Source organism: Campylobacter concisus ATCC 51562, assembly GCF_000466745.1.
Lineage (GTDB): Bacteria > Campylobacterota > Campylobacteria > Campylobacterales > Campylobacteraceae > Campylobacter_A > Campylobacter_A concisus_B.
Map to the genome: position 1 here is coordinate 343754 of NZ_ANNI01000009.1, position 17670 is coordinate 361423.

Below are 17670 nucleotides of genomic sequence, written 5' to 3' on the forward strand. Positions count from 1 at the left end.
TAAAATACATTAGACCGACATTACGCTACGTCATAGCCACCATTTGTGTGGCTATGTTTGCTTTTTATGTAGGTAATATGATGTTTGGCAAACGCTCACTTGATGTTATGTTAAGCCTTCAGAGTAAAAAAGAGAGGCTTAGCGAGGACGTGGAAATTTTAAAAAAAATGAATGCGCGTCTTCAAAAAGATTATTTTGAATTACAAGGCCTTGAGCCAGACTTTAATAAAAAGTAGGAATGATGAAAAAAATTTGGTTAGTTTTATCTATATTTGCAGCAAGCGTGTTTGCTAGAGAGAACCCATTTATGCCTATTAGCGAGCTAAATACAAGCGTTATGACAACAAATATCATAGAAAAATTTGATAGCTTTGATTCTCTTTCGTTTAAATTTCCAAGCGATGCGGCACTTTTACTAGATGTCACCATAAGATATAGAGCAAATGACGGTACTATAAAGGAAAAAAGGCTAGCTGATATAAATAAAACTATCGATTACAGCGATGAATTTGCTTTAAATAAGGTAAAAAATCCAGAACCAGTCGTGGCAAAAAAGCTAGATGTTTCGGTCACAATGGCAAATATGCCTAGCCAAAAAGTAAGCACTCCTGTGATAATAGAAAAAAATGAAACTAAGATTTCAAATAAAGATAGAAATAAAACTTCAGATATGCCAACTCCAAATGTTGTAGTGATCGATCTTAGCACAGATAAAGCAAAAGAAGCTACCATAAAGCCTGAACAAAAGGTGGTCGAAATAAAGATTGAGCCTAGTACAAAACCAGTTGATAGTGTCAAAAATAAAAAGGATGTTAAATTTTTAGGTTTTATAAGCTTTCTAGCCAACGACAAAGAGCTAAAAATCGCTACAAAAGCTAAAAATTTAAAGCATTTTGCTTATGAGAAAAATAAGATCGTTCTTGACTTTGCAAAGCCGCCAAGAAGCTTTAAAACTAAGAGCTTAAAACTTGAAAATGAATATTTTAAAAATGTGATCATAGGCTGGCATGATAGATATTTCAGAGTGGTTTTAGAACTTGATAAGATGCATAAATATAAGCTTGAAGCCGCTGAAAATGGATATTTGCTTAAGCTTTTATAGTTGAATTTTAAAAAGAGTAGATTTTATAAAATTTCAAATATAATACTTTTCAAAATAAAAATTTAAGGTTATTGGTTTGAAATACCCGCTTGATTGTAAAGATAATTTTGAAAACTCATTTATATTTTGGCTCACTCGCTACGTCAAATTTAAGCTAAGCTCACTTTCGAATAAAGAGCTTAGAGATCCAAAAGCGCTTGCAAGTGTGAATTACGCTCTAAGCCGCGAGATAAAAAACATTGATCAGCTTGATGGCTTGGTAAAAAGTGCGAGAAATGCAGGGCTTACTGGCATAAATACCTACTTTAATCCACTTAAAAAAATATATGAAACGATGAAATTTTACGAGCTTAGTAGCCTAAAGCAGATTGATGAAGAGCTGTTAAGCGAAATACTAGCTAGTACAACCGGTGGGCTAAGTGATGCTAGCAAGAAAAATTACCGCATCTCAGTGATAAATTTCTTTGCGTTTTTAGACAAACAAAACGAAGAGGATGGCAAGGCCCATGTTTTTGATATAAATTTAAAAAACTGGGGCGGAGTGAGTGGCAACAAAGGGCAAAAGCTGCCTGAGTTTATGGGCGAAGATGAGGTCAAAAAATTTCTTGATGCGATCGAGGAGAGCGACTTTAAGCAAAACTCAAATCGCAATAAGCTCATAATAAAAACGATAATTTTTACTGGCATTCGTGTGAGCGAGGCTCTAAATTTAAAGCGAAAGGATATCACTGAAGATGGTGATCTTTTTATTATTAGGATCCGAGGCAAAGGCAACAAATACCGTATCGTTATGATAAAACGTCACCTCATAGAAGCTCATCTAAACGCGATCGCAATAAATTATATCAACAAAGAAGGCTATCTTTTCATCAATAAAAAAGGCACCAGGCTGACGCAGGCTTATGTTAGCCGCATAGTAGAGCAGATCCTTTTTAAAGCTGGTATTAGAAAAGAGAAAAATGGTGCTCACATGCTGCGCCACACCTTTGCAACGATGCTTTACAAAAAGCAAAAGGACCTTGTTTTGGTGCAAGAAGCTCTAGGGCATGCAAGCTTAAATACATCAAGAATTTATACTCACTTTGATAGCGACAAGCTAAAACTTGCTGCAAAAGTGGCTGAGGATCTAGCAAACTAGAGCGCTTAAGGCCAAAGCAAACTAGCAATACTAAATTTAACTCATGCAAAATTTAAAACATTAAATTTAACCATGAAACCCTATAAACATGTGAGGAAATTTTAGCTTGCAAGTAGCCCAAAGGTTTGCTCTGTATCTAAATTTACAATCCGCTAGGCAAAAACTCTTACAAAAAGTGAAATTTGGCAAGCAAATTTTATTCTACTCGCCAAATTTATATCGACCTAGCCGATCTTTCTTATCTTTGCAGGAAGTGCTTGTCTAGCGCAAGTGCCAACCAACCAGTCATTTAAACTAAATTCGCCATTTCTTTTTGGATCAAGAAGTCCAAGCTTATTATGATTGACCCCTTTTTCTAAATTTGCGATCCCAAAAGCTGGCTTTCCATCGACGATGTGTGTTCTTATACCAAACTCATCATGTCCAAATCCATGCTCTATACTAATAACTCCGCTAGCAACGCCGTCAGTAACAAACGCCTCGCCAACTTGCGCACCATAAGGAGTAGTCACTTTGACCTTATCGCCTGAGCGAATGCGCTGCTCGCTAGCCACATCTGTCGATACTCTTATGAAATTCTTAGGATGAACAGATCTTAGCCTTGGACTAACAAATGTGTAGAAGTGTTGGATATTTGACTTTCTTGAGCTTACTGTGTATTTCCACTCAGAGCGTGGGAAAAATTTCTCAAGCGGCGTGCCGTCACTTGCTACTGGTAGCATCAGACTTGGCACTCCCGGCATATATTCGCCTGTTATTGAGTGTCTATGCCCACCGAGTGGCTCATAGTAGATCGAAGCTGGCGTAGGCGCTGGCACTTTTACGGTTGCTTTATCGCCATTATATGCGCTCTCGTAGCTATCGTATCTGCCGCCTTTTGCTAGTATGTGCGCTACTTTTGGCTTCTCTTCGTCTTTTAGATAAGGATCTAGTTTTGTCATCACTCTTGATATCTTACTAAGCTTTTTGTCCTCGTCGCTTATATCTTTCACGCCCTCGCCGTCAAAGGCTAAATTTGCTAGTGCAGCCGCGTAATACTGCTCTTTTACGTCAAGGTCCATGAAATTTCCATCTTTGTCTTTGAAGGCATTTTTGCCAAAGCCTTTTAGTCCAAGCCTCTTTGCTACGGCTATATAAAATGCCTCAACGTCGATCGCGCCGCCGTTTTTATCCTTTGCCTGCTTTGAGCTAACGGCTGGATAGCGCACGACTGAAGTTTTAGCGATCGTTCCCCAAAGAGAGTTTGGAAGTGCCCAGTTTTCTAAATTTACCCCATCTGGCACGATGTAGTCAGCATAGGCGTTTGTCTCGTTCATAAAGGCGTCTATGCCCACAAAAAGTGGTAAATTTTTACTATCTTTTAGCACGTCTAAGACCGCTCTTTCAAGTCCTGCTTGGCCGTAAAGTACGTTTGTCATGTAGTTTATGAAAACTTTTACTTTGTATGGATAGCCAGCCTTGTGGCTTGTAAGCGTTTCGTTTACAAGTGGCATTGAGATAGGATACCATGGCTGAGTTGATGGATAGCCGCTGCCGCCAGCTGCCACTTTGCGTTTATACTCAGAGCTTGTTTCGTAGTATTTGCCTGATCTTGATAAATTTAGACCATTTGGCTTATAAGCACCCTCAAAGCTCTCAAGGTCATATCTGCCTTTTAAAAACTCGTGTGTGCCGGCACTTGCATTGACGTTGCCGCCTTTGTAGCCGTAAGTGCCCATTAGTGTGTTTAGACAAAGTATCGCAAAAGTAGTCATACCAGCTTGCGTATGCATCATACCGCCATGCACGTTTGTGCTCACCTGTCTGCCATTTTTGGTGAAATTTTCGCAAAGCCAGATGATATCTTCAATGCTCACGCCACAAATTTTTGAGTACTCCTCTAAGCTATGCTTATAAGCTGACTCTTTTAAAAGCTGCATTGAGCTTTTTACCTCGACTTTTTTGCCGTCTATTAAAATTTTGCCTTTGTAGTAGAGCTTGGCTGGTTCATTTACCTTGTAGCTTTGTATCTTGCCATCTTGCGAGCAGACCTGCCACTCGTTATTGATAAGTGCAAATTTGCCGTAGTCTTTGTGACCTTTTTCGGTGATGACTAGATGAGTGGCGTTGCACCAGTGTATCTCGCCTGCTAGCTTTGCTTGGTCTAAATTTGGCTGGATAAGGTAGTTTATAGCGTATTTTTCATTTTCTATGATCCAGCGTATCATCGCCATAGCTAGAGCTGAGTCGGTGCCTGGCTTTATCGCTATCCAGCGGCCTTTGTCTGAAGAGGCGTATTTTACAGCGTTTGTAACGCTTGGGTCGACCACTGCGTAGCTAAAGTCATCTCTAGTGCCTCTTGCGTAAGAGAGCATTTTTGCCTGTTTTTGGAAAGGGTTGCCACCATTTGACGGCGAAGTGCCCCAGTAGATAACAAATTTAGAGTTTTCATAGTCTGGTTTTGTGTGTGCAAAGCCCTTTGCGTTGTGCGCGATCTTGCCGCCAACCCTGAAGCCACCACCGCAAATTCCGCCGTGTGAGTAGTGATTGATAGTGCCAAATGACTTTTTGACAAAGCGATCAACGATGTCTGAGCGTCCGTCATATAGGTAAAAGCTTAAAAATTGGTTGCGCTTAGTGCCGTACTCTGGGTTTTCGCTGTCGATTAGCTCGTCGCTATATATCGCTCTTAGCCCGTCCACGTACCCCTCGCCAAAGAGATCTCCGCCCTCTACGACCTCTTCTACTAGCTGTTCAAAGCTTATGCTCTTCCACTTGCCCTCGCCTCTTTTGCCAACTCTTTTTAGTGGCGTTAGTATCCTTGCAGGTGAGTCTATCATCTCAGGCAATATCGCTCCTCTAGCACAAACTGTGGCTCGCTTTTCGTCTTCGCCACTTAGCGTTGTGGCAAGAAGTGCATCACTTATCGATGTGTCAAAATTTGCCCAGTGTACGTTTGAAAGTGGGTGGTATGGGTTGCCGCTACATCTTAAAACGCGGTCGTTTTTGTCGTCTACGTGAAGCCTTATGCCACACTTCGTCGTACAGCCATGGCACATCGAAAAGATAACACTATGTCCATCATTAAGTGAAATTTTGCCGTCCTTTACTCGAAATTCAGGCTCTAGTGAGTTTGCCTGCGGTTTATAGTCGTCCTTATCTCCATCTGCCAGCATAGCACTCGTGGTTAGTGTTGAGAGCACAGCTGATCTTTTTAAAAATTCTCTTCTTTGCATTATTTATTTCCTTTTACTGTGCTATCTCTTCGCTCCAGCTGATAACCTTTTTATATCCATTATCAAGCTCGAGTTTTTTATTGTTTTTAGCCAAAATTTCGCTAACACCATGGTAGAACACCTGTGGATTTGTATTTTTAGGGCTATCTATAACCATAGTCTCATGTGTGGCTAGAAATTTTCTAATATTTGAGTTAGGATCATTAAGATCGCCTATTATACGGCTACCGCCCACACAGCTCTCTACACATGCTGGCTGAAGCCCTACTCTTAGCCTGTGGTCGCAAAAAGTACATTTATCGGCCTTGTAGGTATGCAGGCTAAGATATCTTGCGTGATATGGACAGGCCTCTACGCAAAGCGCACAGCCTATGCACTCTTTTGTATCAATCTTTACTATGCCATTACTTCTTTGATGGCTAGCACCAGTTGGACAAACGCTAATACAGGCTGGATTGTTGCAGTGGTTGCAAAGCCTTGGAAGTGACGCAATGACTGCCATTTTACCGCTTTTATCTCTTGCCTCGTACTCGGAAACAATAGTTCTAAAAGCGCCTGGCTGAACGTCGTTTTCTAACATACAGCTCATAGCACATGACTGACATCCAACACATCTTGTTAGATCTATCGCCATGCCGTAGCGAACACCACTACTACTAAAGTCCTTTGGTGCAGCCTTTAGTGCGGTCGTAGCAAAAAATAATCCTGCAGCTGCAATGAAGCTGCGACGAGAATTTAATGTCTGTTGCATAAAAAATTCTCCTTTCTTTTTAGAATTTTTTCTTATTTTAGCATAGTAAATATTTTTTCTAAAGTTTATTTTATATTTTTGCAAAATGTATTAAATTTTGAGAATTTTTGTAGCACTTAAAAGATAGAATTTGGATAGTAAAATTTAGAAAGAAGTGGGAAAAAGATAGAAAATAATTTTCTATCTTCTTGAATTTATGCTTTGTAGTTTAGCATATAAAGGCGAATGACTTGCTCTGCTGTCATCTTTAAATTTCTAATCGCGACATCTTTTCTCATCGCTTCTTCAAGACTCACTGGCTCATTTAATATACAAAAATAGGCATCAATCCCATTTTTGTGGCAATCTTTGGCACATTTTTGCACGCTTCCAGCAAATGCGATCACTGGCTTATGATACTTTTTGGCTAGTTTTGCAACCCCAGTTGGTGTCTTGCCCATTGAGCTTTGAAAGTCCATGCGGCCTTCACCAGTGATGACTAGATCAGCCTTTTTGATCTCATCTTCAAGTGCAATAGTCTGCGTAATGATCTCAATACCTGGGCGAAGTTTCGCTCCTAAAAATGCCACGAATGCAAAGCCAAGTCCGCCAGCGGCACCAGCACCTTTTTGTGTGTGAAATTTACTATTAGTCTTTTCCTTTACAAGAGTTGCAAAGTGTTTTAGCCCATCATCAAGCTCTTTTACCATACGGCCATTTGCACCCTTTTGAGGGGCATAAACATGGGCTGCTCCATTCATGCCATAAAGCGGATTATCTACATCGCAGGCGATTAAAAATTCGCACTCCTTTAGCTCTTTTAGTGCCTCTTCATCTGTAAACTCATAAATTTTGGCTAAATTTTCGCCTTTTCCTTCAAGTAAAGCACCATCTTTATCATAAAATTTAAAGCCAAGTGCGCTAAGCATGCCTGTACCAGCGTCATTTGTCGCACTTCCACCGATGCCAATGATAAATTTTCTAGCGCCTTTAGCAATGGCATCTTTTATCATCTGACCAAAACCAAATGTACTAGTTTTTAGTGGATTTCTCTCATCTGGATTTATGAGTGTAAGGCCCGAAGCACTTGACATTTCAAGTATTGCAAGGTCATCTTTTAGTGCATATCTAGCTAAAATTTCAATTCCAAGTGGATTTTTAACTATCGTATCTATAAATTTCGCACCAAGTGCATCAGCCATCGCCTCTACACTACCCTCGCCACCATCTGCGATAGGCTTGACAACGACCTCACAGCCGATCTCTTCTAGTCCTTCTTTTACAGCAAGGCCCGCCTCAAGCGAGCTAAGCGAGCCTTTTAATGAATCAATCGCAACTAAAATTTTCATAAAAGCACCAAAGATAATATGTAAACGCTAATTATACCAACGATACCCATTATAAACGTCATAGCTGTTTGTGTGCGATATCCTTGTTCTGCGCTCATCTTACTAAAATTTGTCACAACCCAGAAGTAGCTGTCATTTGCGTGAGATACGCACATCGCACCAGATGCTATTGCCATGACGCAAAGTGCAGCTGAAAGCTCGGTCGTAAAGCCAAGTGTATGCATGAGCGAGTTATCAGCGCTAAATGCGCCCATGATAGATGCTGTCGTGATGATAGCCACGGTCGAGCTTCCTTGAGCGGTTTTTAGTACGGCTGAGATAATGAATGGGAAGAAAATTCCTATTGCTTTTATGGCGGTTGCGTTTTCTTTTATGAAATTTACAAAGCCGGCCTCAGTGATGACATTGCCCAAAACACCGCCAGCTGCAGTGATAAAGAGTATCGGTCCAGCAATCTTTAAAGACTCGTTCGTAATGTGGTCAAATTCTCTTATTTTTCTGGCTTCGACTAATAAAAATACGCAAAAGATCACGCCGATTGCAAGAGCAATGATAGGATTTCCTAAAAATAAAAGTATCTTTGGCAAGAGAGCCGTTTTATCAAACATGCCTTGTTTTGCTAAAACATCGACAATAGAGCCAATCGCCATAAAAATGATAGGCATGATGATAGGAGCAAGGCTCAAAAATCCGCTAGGTAGCGTACCAAATTTCTTTAAAAGCTCTTCGTAGGTAGCTGTGATAGTAGCGTCAGCATCTTTGTCGCTGATAGTCACGCTTTTGCCAACACTCTTTGAAAAGAAATAAACAGCTATCAACACAGGCACTGAAACGACTGTTCCCATGATGATGACAAGGAGTAAATTTCCGCCAAGACCAAGTGTTCCTGCAGCTGCTATTGGACCAGGAGTTGGCGGGATGAAGACGTGAGATGCGTATAGACCGCCACTTAGAGCGACTGACATCGCGACTGGGCTTGCTGAAATTTTCTTATAAAGCGCTTCGCGAATAGAGTTTAAAACGACAAATCCGCTATCACAAAATACCGGAATGCCAACAACCCAGCCCATGATGAGCATAGCAAGCTCTGGACGCTTTTGTCCGACTAGCTTTACGACCATATCAGCTAGCTTTAAAGCAGCTCCCGTTTTTTCAAGCACAGTGCCGATGATCGTTCCAAAGATAATAACGATACCAATACTCTTAAATGTGCCACTAAATCCAACACCTATCATCGCTGGGATCTTGGATAGATCGATGCCTGCGACGATTGCAAGAACCAAAGAAATGCTCATAAGTGCCAAGAATGGATGCACTTTTAGCTTAGAGATCATAACGATCATAAGTATGATAGCTACAACAAAACAGACAATTAGTGAGATTCCGCTCATAAAAACTCCTTTGCTCTGAGATTTTGCTTAAGATTTTAGCAAAATTTGCTTGTATTTTTTCTAATATTTTTAAGTTTTTTGATTAATTAAATTTTTTTGACATATTTGAGTAAATTTATGATTATTTGCCTAAATTTAGCCATTTTATAAGTTTAAAATTTTTAGCTTATTTTAAAATAACAAAACCAAGACCAAATTTATCAGTATGCCTATTATAATCAATCAAACTCTCGCCATATCCCGTAAAATACTGCAAATAGCCATAAACTCCGGTTGAGAAGATAGGAAACATATATGAAATTTCAGCCGCACCTTTGTTTGTTTTATCAAAATGTAAGTTATTTCTTAGCATCAGGCTAAAAATGTGATCATTAAGGTTGTAGCTAAGCCTTACATCGCCATGCCCGATGTATTTTAATATATCTTTATTATCGCCCTTATTGCCCACTACCATCCAAGCTCTTGGCGAAATGCTAAGCTTGCCAAAAACAAAATCACTTTGCACATAAGCTCTATTCCAGCTTCTTGAATTGCTACCATCTCGTCCATTTGACTCATGCAAAAGTCCAAATTTTAGGTTTTTTACACCTATTTGATCCAAATATTTTGGAGAAGCAAAATTTAGAAAAATTTCTGGCTGATAATTCGTCTCACGAAATGGCGCTGAAGTTCTTGTTATCTGCCACCAAGATGTCTGCGTGTAGGCTGCTACAAGGCTCTCTCTAAGCCCAAATAGGTCATAAAACAACGGCTTTGCAAGGCTTATTTGAAACTTAGTTTCAACGCTTTTTCGCTCATCATCTGGCACATTTTTAGCATAAGTTACTGGCAAAAGGTAGTTAAATTTATAAAGCTCGATACCAAGTGCATTTTGTAAATTTTTACCACTTTTATCTTCTCTTAAAAGATCAGATTGCTTTAGCTTCGCCTCTCTTGGTACTGGCTCGCTTGCTTGCACATTTTGCACAACATTTTGCTCATTCAAAGAGCTTTTGGCTAGCTCTTTATAAATTTGCATCGCAGCCTTTATGTCGCCACTTTGCTCCAGCTCTTGTGCTCTTTTAAAATCGTCCAGCCCACTTGCCATCAAAAAACTAAGGCTAAGGCTTAAAAACAATAAAATTTTACTCATCATCTATCTTCTTTTCTTGGATTTTCTTTGCCATTTCGTATTCGTCAGGGAAATTAACGTTAAAAAACTGCTCACTATCTTTAAAATTTACTACTTTGCATTTACAGCTTTTTCTCAAAAGTCCGATTTTATGCTCATTTTTTAAATAAAACTCATGGGCCAAAGTGGCAAGCCCTGGGCTAAAAAAACCACAAAGCGAGTGAATGTGCTCATTATCACTAGCCACAACCATATCAAATTCATCTTTAAATTTAGCAAGTTTCTCTAAGCTTTTAAGATCAAAAAATGGCATATCGGCTGGTATCACAAAAATGCTATGATCAAAATTTTTAAGAATGGAGTAAAGTGCGAGCATTGGCGAATAGCTATCGCTATTTTCATCTTTTATAAGCTTTAGTGGCGGGCTAAATTTCTCAAATTTTGAGCTTACATAAACTTCGTCAAAAACTTTGCTAAATTTCGCAACCTCATAATGAGTAAGCGTCTTAAAACCACCAAATGGCAAAAGTGTCTTATCTTGCCCCATACGCGAGCTTTTGCCACCTGCTAAAATCACGCAAGTTTGCATCTTTTCCCTTAAGAAAGTTATGAGGCTAAATTTAGCTAAAAGCGGCTTTGATCTACCAAAAATATGCGATAAAAACTTATTTTTGTTTATGCTACTTGTGAAATTTTAAGCCTGCTTTACCCTTTTCATTGTTAAAAATTCCTCATAGCGACGATCAATGATAGCTTTGATCAAGGCATAGTTTTCTTGTGAGTTTTCTATATAAAAATAGGCGTTATCAAAGTATTTTTCACCAAATTTTTTCGAAACAAAATCCGTATAATCCTGCAAATACCAACCATACATTTTGGCAAATTTTGTCCGATCAGTCGTATAGTAAGCTTTTGCAAAGGCTTTACCGGCAGTATTTAGCTCCGCACTTCCAAGTACGCCGTCCATAGCGTCAAAAAGATACTGACGATAGTTAAAATTTTCATCCATCTGTGCTATATCGTCCGCAAAATCTGCCGCAAATTCCTTTGAATAAAATTTGTGTTCCATGCACCAGCGAAAGAAAAATGCAATGTGTGTCGCACCATTTTCATGCGGTATATCAGTCGGCGCATCTTTCGCACCCCAGTGCCATTTTGCTTTGTCATATACTATATCTGGCATTTTTATCCTTTTAAAATGCTCAATTTTACTAAAACCATCTTAATCGCAGTAAAAATCATGGCCATTTTATCCATTTGCTTGCTACGATTAAAAAAGATATAATGGCGCCTTTATTTAAGGAGAAGCAATGAGCGAAAAAAATCTACAAATTTTAGGCTGGATCGGCACATGTCTATCAGTTGTTATGTACTTTTCATACATCCCACAAATAATGGGCAACCTTGACGGCAACAAGACGCCTTTTATACAGCCACTGGCAGCCGCACTAAACTGCACAATCTGGACAAGTTACGGCCTATTAAAAGCTAAAAAAGACTATCCACTTTCTGCTGCAAACTTCCCAGGTATAATCTTTGGTCTTTTGGCTACGATAACAGCGTTTTAATGCACCATTTAGTTGTTGTGGCGATTTTACAATAAAATATTATTTGCTTCGCCGCAACAACTAATTTATAGTGTTTGCGCTATTTTGGCTAACTTTTCTTTAATTATATTGTCTTTTGAGCTTAGCGAAAAGATCATTTGCACTAGCTCCTCAGTTGTTGCCTCTATTCTTTTGTCATCACTATCTAAAGTTCTGAATTTGTTTAGGATAAGCGAACCGAATTCTTGATATGTAGACATAAAATCCTTATAGTCCTCTTCCAGTTCTGGTGCGTAAAAACTGATAAGCGAGTGTAATTTACCAATTTCAAATTTTGGATTTTCTATATTTAAATTTGGATTTATTAATAAAGCTACTTTGTAATGTATTCCCCCTAAAATATCCCCAACTATAATAAACGCTTCCTCTAGCTTTTGTCGCCTGAGTTTATTTTTCTCTTTTTTCGTGTTTAGATTAGCGTACACCCATTGCGCACACATTGTTAGGACTGCACCAAGTATTATTTTCAATAAGTCAGATATCAAACTATCCATATTATTTTTTATAAGTCCCTTGGATCGGCGATTTTACCTGCTATGGCTGAGGCCGCTACAACTGCTGAGTTGGCTAGATAAATTTCACTCGTTCTATCGCCCATACGTCCGACAAAATTTCTATTTGTTGTCGAGATACAGCGTTCATTTGCACCTAAAATTCCCATATATCCGCCAAGACAAGCGCCACAAGTTGGATTGCTCACAACCGCTCCTGCTTCGATGAAAATGTCGATTAAGCCCTCTTTTTCGGCAGCTCTTGCGATCTTTTGCGTCGCTGGAGTGATGATGAGCCTTGTCTTGCGGGCTACTCTTTTACCTTTTAAAATTTGTGCTGCGATACGTAGGTCGCTTAGACGACCATTTGTGCATGAACCGATAAATGCCTGATCGATAGCTAGATCGTCACTAACCGCTTGTCTTACGCTCTTGCCGTTGCTTGGCAAAAATGGATATGCGATGACTGGATCAAGATTAGTCACATCTATCTCTAAAATTTTGTCGTATTTTGCACCCTCGTCTGAGTAGAAAAATTTTGGTTTATTGCGCAAATTTTTATCTTTTAAAAACTCTTTTGTTATCTCATCAACCGCGATGATACCGCTCTTTGCGCCAGCTTCGATAGCCATGTTACACATTGAAAATCTATCATCCATACTAAGGCCATCTATCACCTCACCGCTAAACTCAAGCGCCTTGTAAAGCGCACCATCAACGCCTATTTGGCGGATGATCTCAAGGATAAGGTCCTTGCCGTAGACGTGCTTATCAAGTTTGCCTTTAAAGACAACTTTGATGCTCTCAGGCACTTTAAACCAGTTTTTGCCAGTGATCATCGCATAAGCTAGGTCGGTACTGCCCATACCAGTGCTAAACGCTCCAAGAGCGCCGTGTGTACAGGTATGGCTATCAGCTCCTATGATAACATCGCCTGGGATGACTAGCCCTTTTTCAGGCAAAAGCGCGTGCTCGATGCCCATATCTTTTTCATCAAAATAGTTTTTAAGGTCGTGTTTGTAGGCAAATTCGCGTGAAATTTTGGCTTGATTTGCGCTTAGGATATCTTTTGTCGGGATGTAGTGATCCATAACGATGGCAAAGCCGTCTGGGTTGGCTAGCTTTTTAGCACCACTTCGCTCAAACTGCTTGATCGAGATAGGCGTCGTGATGTCGTTGCCTATGATCATGTCGATCTTGCTTTCAATGATCTCTCCTGCGCTTACCTCTTTGCCAACGTGATCTGAAAATATTTTCTCGGTGATAGTTTGTTTCATAAATTTCCTTTAAATTTTGAGGCGATTTTAACGAAAATTGCTAAATTTAAAGAAAATTTACTAAGCCAAAAGGCTTAGTAAATTTAGAATTTAACGCTAGCTGTTAGCATAAACTGACGAGCATAGCCTGGGGTAATAGGAAGCACTGAAGAGTCAGTTCCAGATGATGCTGTTACGTAGTAAAGTTTATCAGTTAGGTTTTTCACATTAAATGCAAAATTTGTCTCATAGCCTGAAATTTTAGTCGTATAGCTAACAAAAGCATCGTAAGTAATAGCATGTGGTAATTTATAAAAGCTTCCATAAGCTGCTGAGCTATTTTGTTGATTATAAGTATACCAAGAGCCAAAATACCTGGCGCCACCACCTATTCTTAGACCTTTTACGCCAAGATGAGTAAAATCATAATTAGCAAATAAACTCGCTTGATGCTTTGGAGTAGCCTCAAGCGGCTTACCCACCTTCCAAGCCATATTTCTATCTTCTTTTAGTTTAGTTTTGGTGTAGGTATAGCTTGAACTTACACTAAGTCCATCTGTAATACGTCCATTAAAATCAAACTCTACTCCTCTAGAATTTGCTTTACCGCTCGTATATGATATATTGTTTACATTGTTTATAATATTTTTCTTATCGATATTAAATAAAGCTGCCATTGCGGTTATGCTATTGTTTTGAAATTTTGTTCCAAACTCGATAGATTTTCCCTCTTCTGGCTCTAACGAGACAGCACCTTTGCTGCCGATAGAGGTTTGTGGCTTAAAGCTTTGAGAATGACTAGTATAAACTGACCACTCAGGAGTTAGTAGATATAAAAGTCCGACATTATAAAGCAGCTTACCACCACTTTTATCTATACTTTTTGTAAATGGCACAGGTCTAGCGGCATATCTATTTTGATCGCCTACTATTTGGTTATAGTATTCATACCTTAGTCCCGCTACAAATATTAAGCTATCAGTTAAATTTATACTATCTTGTGCGTAAGTACCGATCGTTTTTAGTTTGTGGTATTGCGTCTTTTTGCTAGCACCTCTACTTTTGATGTCATCTGCAGTAACTCTACCATAAATAGGCGAGTAGATATTTATATTATTTCTAGCATCATTTGCTTCGATCTGACGAGCTTCTGGACGTTGTCTTAGATACTCTTTAGCATCTACTCCAAATAAGAGATTATGAGTTATACTTCCAGTTTCTACTATGCCGTTTAATGTAAGTGATCCAGCATGGGTCTTATGCTCAAAATCTTCATACCACTCCATACGTCTTTTTGCGATTCCGCTAGCTAAATTTATATTCATAATGCGAGCTTGTCCGTACTCATGTAGTGAGCGTGAAAATGCATAAGCTCCCTTTAATAGCCAATTCTCGCCAAAATTTTTCTCAAAACTTAGATCAAAAGTATCTACTTTGCCGTCTATTTCGTTAAATGGCTCATCTAATCTGATTTTTTTATCTATGTCTAAAATTTGTCCTGATTCTAGCATATACATGCCGCGATCTGCGGGGTCGGTGTATTTTGTATGGGAGTAGGCAGCATCAATACGATAGTCGTCGCCTTTATAACTTATACTTGGAGCGATGAGTAAATTTTTATATTCGCCATACTCTCTCCAATAATCCTTACCCGACCAATCAAATATAAATCTATATGCAAAACCGCTCTCACCCAAAGCTCCAGTTGAATCAAAGCCAAAATCTCTATACTTTTTATTACCGGTGCCAAGCCAAATTTCATTGCTATTTTCATAAAGCGGTTTTTTAGTTACTAAATTTATTATACCGCCGGCATCTTGAACGCCGTAAAGCAAGCTTGCTGGGCCCTTTAACACCTCGACGCTTTGTACAGTTGCATTAAAGTTGTGCGTCACACCAGCTGATACGCCATTACGCATTATAGAGCCGTCACGTCCGCCACCAAAGCCACGCTTTAAAGCCGCATCAAAATTTCCTGAAGTTGTATTCGCATAGCTAACACCACTTACGTTTTGAAGCGATTCCATTAAATTTTCTGGCTTTTTATCCTTTAGTTGCTGCTGGGTTACGACGTTTACTGTCTGTGGTATCTCAAGAATTGGCGTATTTGTCTTGCCCACCTCACTCGTTGTGGCTCTGTAACCATCGTCTGCGCTATCTTCTACACTGATCCCATCTAAGCTTACATCAGTAGCATTTAAAGCAGAAATAGCAAAACAAAGCACCGCACTAATGCGAAATTTATTCATTTATCATCCCTTAAAAAATTTTTAATATTATAAAAATAGTTATCATTATATAAAAATATATTTTAAATTTTTATGAAAAAAATTTACGAAAAATTTATATTTTAGTAACATTACAAATAAAACATTTGGAAAAATTAAACATGGATCAGAAAACAGATTTTTACCATTCTTTCATAGCCAGCGATAAAGCTTTTATTAAAACATTTTTGCAACATTTCTGATATAATCCCCACATGAAGTACGCACATTTAGTTCAAATAGCAAGTTATTTATCAAATTTTACAAAGATAAACCAAGCAAAACGCATTAATGATATGGCTATTTTGATCGAATTTAATGGCGAGAAGATCATCTTTGATCTAAACAAATCAAACTCTGCTATCTACAAAGATGGCGAGCTAAAAGAAGCAAAAATTTATCAAGCGCCTTTTGATAATGTGCTAAAAAAGCGCTTTAACGCCTCGCATATAAAAAGCGTTGAGTGCTTAAAAGATAATAGAATTTTAAAATTTATCTGCACGCAAAGTGGCTCATATAAAAGTGAAAATTTTATCCTCTATCTTGAATTTACTGGGCGCTTTACAAATGCTGTGATAACTGATGAAAATAACGTAATCATCGAAGCGTTAAGACACATCGATAATAGCTACCGAAAGATAGAAACCGGCGAAGTTTTAAGGGAGCTTCCAGCCATCGCTATCAAAGAAAAACCGTGCGAGCCCATAACTGACTTTGAGGCGTTTTTTAGAAGTGAAGCGGCCAGAGTAAATGAGTCCAGGATAGCTGGCTTAAAAGAGGCGAAGCTTGCAAGCGTACAAAAAAAGATAGATAGCATGAGCGAAATTTTAAACTCACTTGAAGACAAAGATGAGCTAATGAGAAAGAGTGAAGAAGCTGCAAATTTAGGATCGCTTTTGCTTGCAAATCTGGGAAATTTTAAGGGCTACGAGAGGGAAATTTGTCTAAAAGATTTTGATGGCAATGAGATAAAACTAACTCTTAGCGATACACCAAAAAACAGCGCAAATGAGTTTTACACAAGATCAAAAAAATTTCGTGCAAAAGCCATTGGCGTGGAGATAGAAAAGAGAAATTTAAGCGAAAAGATCGAGTTTTTTGAAGGATTAAAATCTCTTTTAAAAGAAGCGAACAGTCTTTATGAGCTTGAAATTTTAAGCCCAAAAAACAAGGCAAAACAAAGAGAACGCCACGTAAAAGACGTGAGTGAAAATGCTGAAATTTTTTACGTTAGAGAATTTAAAATACTAGTTGGTAGAAACGAAAAAGGCAATATAAATTTGCTTGACCTTGCCAAAAAAGACGATATATGGTTACATCTAAAGGATACCCCAAGCGCTCATGTCATTATTAAGACAAACAAGAGCAAAGTGCCAGAAGACGTGCTAGAGATGGCTGCTAAATTTTGCGTGGAATTTAGCGTAAAAGGAGCTGGTAGATACGAGGTAGACTACACTAAGCGTGAAAATTTAAAGCGTGAAAACAGTGCAAATGTCACTTATACGAACTATAAAACTATCATCATAAATAAAGGCTAAAAATGGCTGTAACACCTTTAGGAAATAGTAACTTTATAAATCAAAATGCTCCAGTGGTATCGCAAGTACATGCAAATCAGCAAGCTAGATTTGATATGCAGTCTTTAATGGCAGCTGAGCTTGCCTCGCAACAAAGTGAAGAGATCAAAGAGGTGCGTCCGATGGAAGAGTCTTATAAAATAGACCCCGAAAAGGAACATGAACGCCAAAAAAATGAAGAAGAGGCAAGTGAGTTTGAGAGCAAAAAACAAAATTCAAGAGATAGTGACGAGGAAAATTTGGATAATATAGCAGATAATGAGGAAATAGTGCCTAGCGAACATCATATGCTTGACATAACTATTTGATACCTAAGCACCCCAGCCCCACAAACGCCACATCTCAAGTCAGTGATACTCCCCAACACCTAACCCTCCTTCAAATTTTTAACGCAGTAAACGATAAAGAAAAACTTTTCAAGATCCACTCTGACTCA

General features: G+C 38.8%; 16 protein-coding genes. 6 read left to right on the forward strand and 10 right to left on the reverse strand.

Features of this window, described 5'->3' with window-relative positions; translation table 11 throughout:
* The first annotated feature begins 53 nt into the window (after nucleotides 1-53).
* The 3 genes from ATCC51562_RS09935 (at nucleotide 54) to ATCC51562_RS08750 (ending at nucleotide 2240) form a co-directional block, all read left to right on the forward strand.
* A complete protein-coding gene (locus ATCC51562_RS09935) occupies nucleotides 54-236 on the forward strand; it encodes a hypothetical protein (RefSeq protein WP_180378667.1) in 183 nt (60 codons plus the stop codon).
* A gap of 5 nt (nucleotides 237-241) precedes the next feature.
* The gene (locus ATCC51562_RS08745; RefSeq protein WP_021091779.1) at nucleotides 242-1102 is read left to right on the forward strand and encodes an AMIN domain-containing protein; all 861 of its coding nucleotides are present in this window, start codon (nucleotides 242-244) and stop codon (nucleotides 1100-1102) included.
* 76 nt (nucleotides 1103-1178) lie between these two features.
* Complete coding sequence (locus tag ATCC51562_RS08750; RefSeq protein ID WP_021091832.1) at nucleotides 1179-2240, forward strand: tyrosine-type recombinase/integrase; 1062 nt, start codon at nucleotides 1179-1181, stop codon at nucleotides 2238-2240.
* 224 nt (nucleotides 2241-2464) lie between these two features.
* On the opposite strand, the gene ATCC51562_RS08755 is transcribed toward ATCC51562_RS08750, so the two are convergent.
* From ATCC51562_RS08755 to ATCC51562_RS08785, 7 genes are all read right to left on the reverse strand, one after another.
* A complete protein-coding gene (locus tag ATCC51562_RS08755; RefSeq protein WP_021091582.1) occupies nucleotides 2465-5455 on the reverse strand; it encodes a molybdopterin-dependent oxidoreductase in 2991 nt (996 codons plus the stop codon).
* A 13-nt stretch (nucleotides 5456-5468) separates the two neighbouring features.
* Nucleotides 5469-6206, reverse strand: coding sequence for a 4Fe-4S dicluster domain-containing protein (locus tag ATCC51562_RS08760; protein ID WP_021091723.1), 738 nt, complete (start codon nucleotides 6204-6206; stop codon nucleotides 5469-5471).
* A gap of 194 nt (nucleotides 6207-6400) precedes the next feature.
* Nucleotides 6401-7534 carry a glycerate kinase gene (locus ATCC51562_RS08765; RefSeq protein ID WP_021091742.1) on the reverse strand — a complete coding sequence of 378 codons (1134 nt, stop codon included), beginning with the start codon at nucleotides 7532-7534 and terminating at the stop codon, nucleotides 6401-6403.
* A complete protein-coding gene (locus tag ATCC51562_RS08770; protein WP_021091588.1) occupies nucleotides 7531-8925 on the reverse strand; it encodes a GntP family permease in 1395 nt (464 codons plus the stop codon). The genes ATCC51562_RS08765 and ATCC51562_RS08770 overlap by 4 nt, the downstream gene beginning before the upstream one ends.
* A gap of 166 nt (nucleotides 8926-9091) precedes the next feature.
* Nucleotides 9092-10060 (reverse strand): phospholipase A, encoded by a 969-nt coding sequence (locus ATCC51562_RS08775; RefSeq protein WP_235044199.1) that lies wholly within the window; start codon nucleotides 10058-10060, stop codon nucleotides 9092-9094.
* A complete protein-coding gene (locus ATCC51562_RS08780; RefSeq protein WP_035167596.1) occupies nucleotides 10050-10625 on the reverse strand; it encodes a molybdenum cofactor guanylyltransferase in 576 nt (191 codons plus the stop codon). The genes ATCC51562_RS08775 and ATCC51562_RS08780 overlap by 11 nt, the downstream gene beginning before the upstream one ends.
* 105 nt (nucleotides 10626-10730) lie before the next feature.
* Nucleotides 10731-11219: a hypothetical protein gene (locus ATCC51562_RS08785; RefSeq protein WP_021091667.1), complete on the reverse strand. Its 489-nt coding sequence runs from the start codon at nucleotides 11217-11219 to the stop codon at nucleotides 10731-10733.
* A gap of 127 nt (nucleotides 11220-11346) precedes the next feature.
* On the opposite strand from ATCC51562_RS08785, the gene ATCC51562_RS08790 reads away from it, so the two are divergent.
* Nucleotides 11347-11604 (forward strand): SemiSWEET family transporter, encoded by a 258-nt coding sequence (locus tag ATCC51562_RS08790; RefSeq protein WP_021091682.1) that lies wholly within the window; start codon nucleotides 11347-11349, stop codon nucleotides 11602-11604.
* Between the two features lie 65 nt (nucleotides 11605-11669).
* Here ATCC51562_RS08790 and ATCC51562_RS08795 read toward each other — a convergent pair whose 3' ends face one another.
* The 3 genes from ATCC51562_RS08795 to ATCC51562_RS08805 all read right to left on the reverse strand — a co-directional run bounded on the left by ATCC51562_RS08795 (nucleotide 11670) and on the right by ATCC51562_RS08805 (nucleotide 15639).
* Complete coding sequence (locus ATCC51562_RS08795) at nucleotides 11670-12137, reverse strand: hypothetical protein (RefSeq protein WP_035167598.1); 468 nt, start codon at nucleotides 12135-12137, stop codon at nucleotides 11670-11672.
* 8 nt (nucleotides 12138-12145) lie between these two features.
* A complete protein-coding gene (gene leuC, locus ATCC51562_RS08800; RefSeq protein ID WP_021091556.1) occupies nucleotides 12146-13411 on the reverse strand; it encodes a 3-isopropylmalate dehydratase large subunit in 1266 nt (421 codons plus the stop codon).
* An 83-nt stretch (nucleotides 13412-13494) separates the two neighbouring features.
* Entirely contained in the window at nucleotides 13495-15639 is a 2145-nt protein-coding gene (locus tag ATCC51562_RS08805; RefSeq protein ID WP_021091608.1) for a TonB-dependent siderophore receptor, read from the reverse strand.
* Between the two features lie 233 nt (nucleotides 15640-15872).
* Here ATCC51562_RS08805 and ATCC51562_RS08810 point away from each other — a divergent pair, with 233 nt between their 5' ends.
* Together ATCC51562_RS08810 and ATCC51562_RS08815 are read left to right on the forward strand one after the other, a co-directional pair.
* Nucleotides 15873-17195 carry an NFACT RNA binding domain-containing protein gene (locus ATCC51562_RS08810; protein ID WP_021091710.1) on the forward strand — a complete coding sequence of 441 codons (1323 nt, stop codon included), beginning with the start codon at nucleotides 15873-15875 and terminating at the stop codon, nucleotides 17193-17195.
* A 2-nt stretch (nucleotides 17196-17197) separates the two neighbouring features.
* Nucleotides 17198-17542 (forward strand): hypothetical protein, encoded by a 345-nt coding sequence (locus ATCC51562_RS08815; RefSeq protein WP_021091672.1) that lies wholly within the window; start codon nucleotides 17198-17200, stop codon nucleotides 17540-17542.
* Nucleotides 17543-17670: the final 128 nt, after the last annotated feature.